Below are 6,001 nucleotides of genomic sequence, written 5' to 3' on the forward strand. Positions count from 1 at the left end.
AAAATATTTTGCTAAATAATTTAGCATTCTATTGTATTTTGTGTAAATTTGTAAACTTGTTATAAATCAAAAGATATTTACAAAACCTTTTGACTAATATTTTTAGCAATAAAAAACTACTAGAACTAAAGATAAAAGAAAATATATGAGTGCAGAAAATACGAATGGACACGCAGGCGACGAGTTACAAGAACATACAGAAAACTTTAATTCCTTAAATGGCAATGGAGCTTCTGATGTGCTTCCTGTTTCTGGACTGTATGAAAACTGGTTTTTAGATTATGCTTCTTATGTAATTTTGGAACGTGCTGTTCCTCGCATAGAAGATGGCTTGAAGCCTGTACAACGCCGATTGATGCACGCCATGAACGAAATGCACGACGGACGTTATCATAAAGTAGCAAATATTATTGGTCAGACAATGCAGTACCACCCACACGGAGATGCTTCTATTGGAGATGCGCTCGTCAATATGGGACAGAAAGATTTACTCGTCGACGCACAAGGAAACTGGGGAGATGTTCGTACAGGCGATGGAGCAGCAGCTTCTCGTTATATTGAGGCTCGTTTGTCTAAGTTTGCACTTGATGTTTTGTTCAACCCACAAACTACTGAATGGCAACTCTCTTACGATGGTAGAAAAAAAGAACCTACTGCGCTGCCAGTAAAATTTCCATTGCTCTTGGCACAAGGTGTAGAAGGAATTGCTGTCGGACTTTCTACCAAAATTTTGCCTCACAATTTTATAGAACTCATAGATGCTTCTATAGATGCGCTTAGAGGGAAAAAAGTTAATCTCTATCCAGATTTTCCGACAGGTGGTTTTGTCGATATAGATAATTATAACGGAGGAAAACGTGGTGGAAAAGTGCGTGTACGTGCTAGAATGGAACAAGTTGATAAAACTACGCTTGCTATTCGTGATATTCCTTTCGGAACAACAACGACAAGTTTGATAGATTCTATCTTGAAAGCTAATAGCAAAGGCAAGGTAAAAATCAAGAAAATAATCGATAATACAGCAGCCGAAGTAGAAATTTTGGTACAGCTTGCGCCCAATACTTCGCCAGACGTTACGATGAGTGCGCTCTATGCTTTTACAGATTGTGAAGTTTCTATTTCTCCAAATGCGTGTGTGATTATTGATGACAAACCTCATTTTATTGATGTAAATGAAATGTTAAAATCTTGTGCAGATTTTACACGTGATTTGCTCAAGCAAGAATTAGAAATTAGAGAAGCCGAACTCTTAGAAAAAATATTTTTCTCTTCTTTAGAACGGCTGTTTATAGATGAAGGGATTTATAAGCGAATAGAAGAAGCCAAAACGTGGGAAGAAGTTATCCAGACTATTCACAAAGGTTTAGAACCTTACAAAAAAGATTTTTATAGAGAAGTAACCGATGAAGACGTTACGAAACTGACAGAAATCAAAATCAAACGCATTTCCAAATACGACACAGCAAAAGCAGACGACTTGCGCCTCAAAATGGAAAAAGAATTGGAAGAGGTGCGTTATAATTTAGAAAATATTACGCCGTATTCTATCAATTATTTCAAGGAATTAAAGAAAAAATATGCAAAAGGAAGAGAACGCAAAACACAAATTTCTTCGTTTGACAATATTGAAGCAACCGTAGTAGCTGCCAACAATGCAAAACTTTATGTAAATCGTAAGGAAGGCTTTATCGGAATTGGTTTGAAAAAAGACGAGTTTGTTTGTGAGTGTTCAGACTTAGACGACATTATTATTTTTAGAGAAGATGGTGTAATGCAAGTTGTGAAGGTAGCTGATAAAGTTTTTGTAGGAAAAAATATCATTCACGTAGATGTTTTTAGAAAAGGGGATGAGCGAATGGTGTATAATATGGCATATTTAGACGGAAAAAAAGGCATTACGTATGTCAAACGTTTCCAAGTTTTGGGGGTAACTCGTGAAAGAGAATACAACCTTGCCAGCGACCACAAACTTTCTAAAGTACATTATTTCTCTGCCAATCCGAACGGAGAAGCCGAAGTTATCAATATTCTTTTGTCAAATGCGTGTAAAGCAAAAATCAAAAACTTTGACTTTAATTTTGCCGAATTAGAAATAAAAGGACGTGGTGTAAAAGGAAATCAGCTTACAAAATATCCAGTTCGTAGAATCAAACTTGCTAAAGAAGGAGAATCTACATTAGGAGCATTAGAAATCTATTACGACACTGTAACTGGAACGCTCAACAAAGATGAAATAGGTCAAAAGCTCGGCGATTTTGATAATGAAGATACAATTTTAGTTATTTATAAAGATGGAAGTTACGAACAAACCAACTACGAACTTACCAATCGTTATGATGTAAAACGAGTACTTTCTATTCAGAAATTCAACCCAGAAGCAATTATTTCGGCTGTTTACTACGATGGAAAAGGAAAAAATCACTACATCAAACGTTTTAAAATAGAGACTTCAACTGTTGGAAAAGAATTTACCTTTGTGCCAGAACATCAAAAATCTGAAGTTTTGGCTGTGTATTTTGAAGAAGAAGAAAGCAAGAACTTAAAAGTAGAAATTTTCTATCAGCAAAATCGTAAGAAGTTTAAAATTTCTTATTTGCTTCATACTTTAGAGGATATAAAAGGCTGGAGAGCGTTAGGTAGAAAACTAGAAGAACCTGCTATCTATAAAGCTAATTTTGTAGAGCCAGAGCCTTCAAAAGCAGAATCTTTATTTGACCCAACTGTAAAGGGAGATATAAAAAATAATGATTCTAAAAATGGAAAAGATGATTCTCTTTTTGGTTAAATCAATTTTGTAGGGATAATGCATGCATTGTCCCTACGATATATATTTTATTTTACAATTTGAAAATCCAACATTCAAAAATTTCAAAGTTTATTCCTAAAAACAGTTTGGGTAGAAGGCTTGTCATTCCAGATATTCACGGCTGTTTAGAGACATTTGAAGCTCTTTTATCAAAAATACAGCTAACTGAAAATGACCAGCTTTTTCTATTAGGAGATTACATCAATAAAGGTAATTATAGCAAAGAAGTTTTAGATTTGATTATTAATCTTCAAGAAAAACAGAGTAAAAAAGGGTATCAAATCTTTCCTCTGCGTGGCAATCACGAACAAATGATGTTGGAAGACGACAAATATGAAAATGAAGTAACTGAATTTGATAAAAAGCATTATGATTTTGTGTCCAGCTTACCTTATTTCTATGAGTTGGATAATTTTTTGCTCGTGCATGCAGGATTTAATCTTAATGATGAAACTCCATTTTTAGATACTGAATCTATGCTTTGGATAAGAGATTTTTCTATAAATGATGCTACTAAAAACTCTCTTTTCAAAAACAAAACGATTATCTTTGGACACAACCCAACATTTTTAAACGATATTTTGGTAGATATTGAAAGAAACGCTCCTTCTATCTGCTTAGATAATGGATGTGTTTACAAACACAAATGGTTTTTGGGCAACTTGTTATGTCTTGATTTAGATTCTTATGAAGTTTTGATACAAGAAAATGTTGAAAGCATTTTAGATATATAATTTTTAATCCTCAACTCTTAATTGGTATATGTGGAATCCATTTGCTCGTAAATACTCCTCAAAGGACAAACAACTAATGAATTTCCTTCGGAAAATGCTTTTATTTTCTTGTCTGACAGATGAGGAACTAATGGTGTTTTTGCCAAATCTTTATTTGAGAAATTATGCAAAAGAAGAAGTTGTTTTCTTTAGAAATGACCCAAGTCAAGCACTTTATATTGTAAAAATTGGTCAGATTAAATTAGAATTAGATATTGGAGAACGCTTTGAAGAACTAGGAAAAATAGAAGAAGGAAACTGTTTTGGAGAAAATTGTCTAGTACACGGTTCACATAGGCTTTACAATGCAATATGTTCGGATGCTGTTACACAGCTTTATATCTTGCCACTTGCCAATATCTTAGAAATATTTGAGGAATATCCTCGTATAAAATCAAAAATGTATGAAATGATGGCACAGCATCAGCAAGAACAAATTCAAAAAGTCTTTAATGCATATAGAGAATCTTTTGGCATTTTTGAGTTAAATCATTCGTATTTTAAAAACTAGTCGTTGTTAGAGACACGAACAACGGCAAGATGATTTTTTTCATAGCGAAGGGTTTGAAAACCCTTCGTTATGGAAAAAACACAGATTAAGCATCCATATCTATTTTTACATCGTCTGTAAGTGGGTGCGCTTGGCAGGTCAGAACATAGCCTTCTGTAATTTCAGCTTCACTAAGAGCTTCATTAGAATCCATAGTTACTTCTCCTGACAAACAAAGTCCACGACACGCCGTACAGAGTCCACTTTGGCAAGAATAAGGCATATCAATCTCATCATCTAAGGCAGCTTCTAAAATTGTCTTTTTAGCATCAACAGCTACTTCTAATTGCTCTCCATTGAGCGAAATAATAACGTTTTTTCTACCGTCTGGAACAACATTATCTGTGTCTTCAGCAACAGGTGCAAAGAAATTTTCTTTATGAACTGTATTACTATCTACATTCATTTCAGAAAGTGTTTCCTCTATGGTTTGCATCATTCCCTCTGGTCCACACAAATAAAAAATACTTTCCTTTTTGCTAGGCAAGTTTCCTAAAGTGGTTTTGATAAAATCTTTTGTAACTCTGCCTTTAAAATGATTTTCTTTTGTAGATATATCTGTTTTAGGCTGTGTCAAGACATAGATTACATTCAACCTGTCGCTATGTTTTTCTTTCAGTTTATCCAACTGGTCTTTAAAAATAATATTCTCCTCGTCTCTACACGTATAAATCAAGGAAACAACACTATTTTTTTCATAATTTAAAGCTACTTTTAGCATTGACATCAAGGGCGTAATACCACTTCCTCCAGCACAAAGCACAATATGACGACTGTTGTCTGGATGGGTTCTCAAAACAAAATTACCCATTGGCTCCATAATTTCTAACTTTTCACCAGCCTTTAAAGTATCATTTAATAAGTTTGATACCACTCCACCCTCTACTCGCTTTACTGTTACGGCAAGTGTACTATCCAAATGAGGAGCAGAACACAATGAATAAGCACGACGATACTTTTTACCGTTTTCATCTTTTACGATAAGTGTTAAAAACTGTCCTGCATAATAAGGAATTTTACGAAATAGAGGTTGCTTGAGGTGTATGGTGATTGCATCGGGAGTTTCCTTTACAATTTCTTTTATTTTTAAAGTTTGATAACGATTAGATGACATAAATCAGAATTAATGTTTTGAATATAAATGGTTAAGTTTTCTACAAATAGACCTATAAAAAATTATTGTCTCACTTTTTTGAAAATTTAGTGTGGTGCTTCACAATTATTTCTTAAATTTAAGTTACTTGCAAAGATAATCATTAGAACTTAGAGAAAGCAAAAACATCTTTTCATGACAGAAACCAAAATATTATCTTCTTCTTCCTTGGCAACTTCTGAATTTTCTGTACCTTCTCAAGACCAAGCACAAGCGTTGTTTTCATTCTTGAAATCAGTAAATAGTTGCTTGTCTTTTAGTGAATTATATACGTCTATCTCCCAACACTTAGAAAAAGTTTTTAATCTCCAATTTTCTATTGCTTTATCAGAAAACCAAGTTTTTTTTTCAGAAAAATATACCCAAAAGGATTTCTTAATAGATGAAAATTCAATGCAAGTATTGAATAAAGAAATCGCTCAAAAAGGTAACAGACCAAGAAAAATTATTTGTGTACAACAAGACAAGAAATACCATTTTTTGTATTTCCCACTTCAAAAAACCAGTCAGTTATTAAATATTTTTGTTTGTATATCAGCTCAAAATTATAAAAATATAGATGATAGTACAGTCAGTTTTTTAGATTGTTTTCATCAAATGATTCTTTCAGCCTTAGTTCGTTTGGACAGAAAAGAACACGATATAAAATTCAAAACTATCTTTGAAGCTTTTCAAGACATTTATTTCCAAACCGATACTGAAGGTACGATTACTTCTAT

General features: G+C 33.4%; 5 protein-coding genes. 4 read left to right on the forward strand and 1 reads right to left on the reverse strand.

Going from position 1 to position 6,001, the window contains the following annotated elements; translation table 11 throughout:
* Positions 1 to 145 precede the first annotated feature (145 nt).
* From QZ659_RS05750 to QZ659_RS05760, 3 genes are read left to right on the forward strand one after another with little or no spacing between them, the layout of a single operon-like run.
* Positions 146 to 2,785, forward strand: coding sequence for a DNA gyrase/topoisomerase IV subunit A (locus QZ659_RS05750; RefSeq protein ID WP_291723265.1), 2,640 nt, complete (start codon positions 146 to 148; stop codon positions 2,783 to 2,785).
* Positions 2,786 to 2,844: 59 nt separating this feature from the next.
* Entirely contained in the window at positions 2,845 to 3,540 is a 696-nt protein-coding gene (locus QZ659_RS05755; RefSeq protein ID WP_291723267.1) for a metallophosphoesterase family protein, read from the forward strand.
* Positions 3,541 to 3,568: 28 nt separating this feature from the next.
* Positions 3,569 to 4,090 (forward strand): Crp/Fnr family transcriptional regulator, encoded by a 522-nt coding sequence (locus QZ659_RS05760; protein ID WP_291723270.1) that lies wholly within the window; start codon positions 3,569 to 3,571, stop codon positions 4,088 to 4,090.
* Positions 4,091 to 4,175: 85 nt separating this feature from the next.
* Here the strand turns inward: QZ659_RS05760 and QZ659_RS05765 are convergent, their stop codons facing one another.
* Complete coding sequence (locus QZ659_RS05765) at positions 4,176 to 5,243, reverse strand: ferredoxin--NADP reductase (protein WP_291723273.1); 1,068 nt, start codon at positions 5,241 to 5,243, stop codon at positions 4,176 to 4,178.
* Between the two features lie 174 nt (positions 5,244 to 5,417).
* Between QZ659_RS05765 and QZ659_RS05770 the strand changes: the two genes are divergently transcribed.
* On the forward strand, positions 5,418 to 6,001 hold a 584-nt coding region (locus tag QZ659_RS05770; protein ID WP_291723276.1), incomplete at its 3' end, for a hypothetical protein.

Origin of the sequence: Bernardetia sp. (assembly GCF_020630935.1) — a bacterium.
Lineage (GTDB): Bacteria > Bacteroidota > Bacteroidia > Cytophagales > Bernardetiaceae > Bernardetia.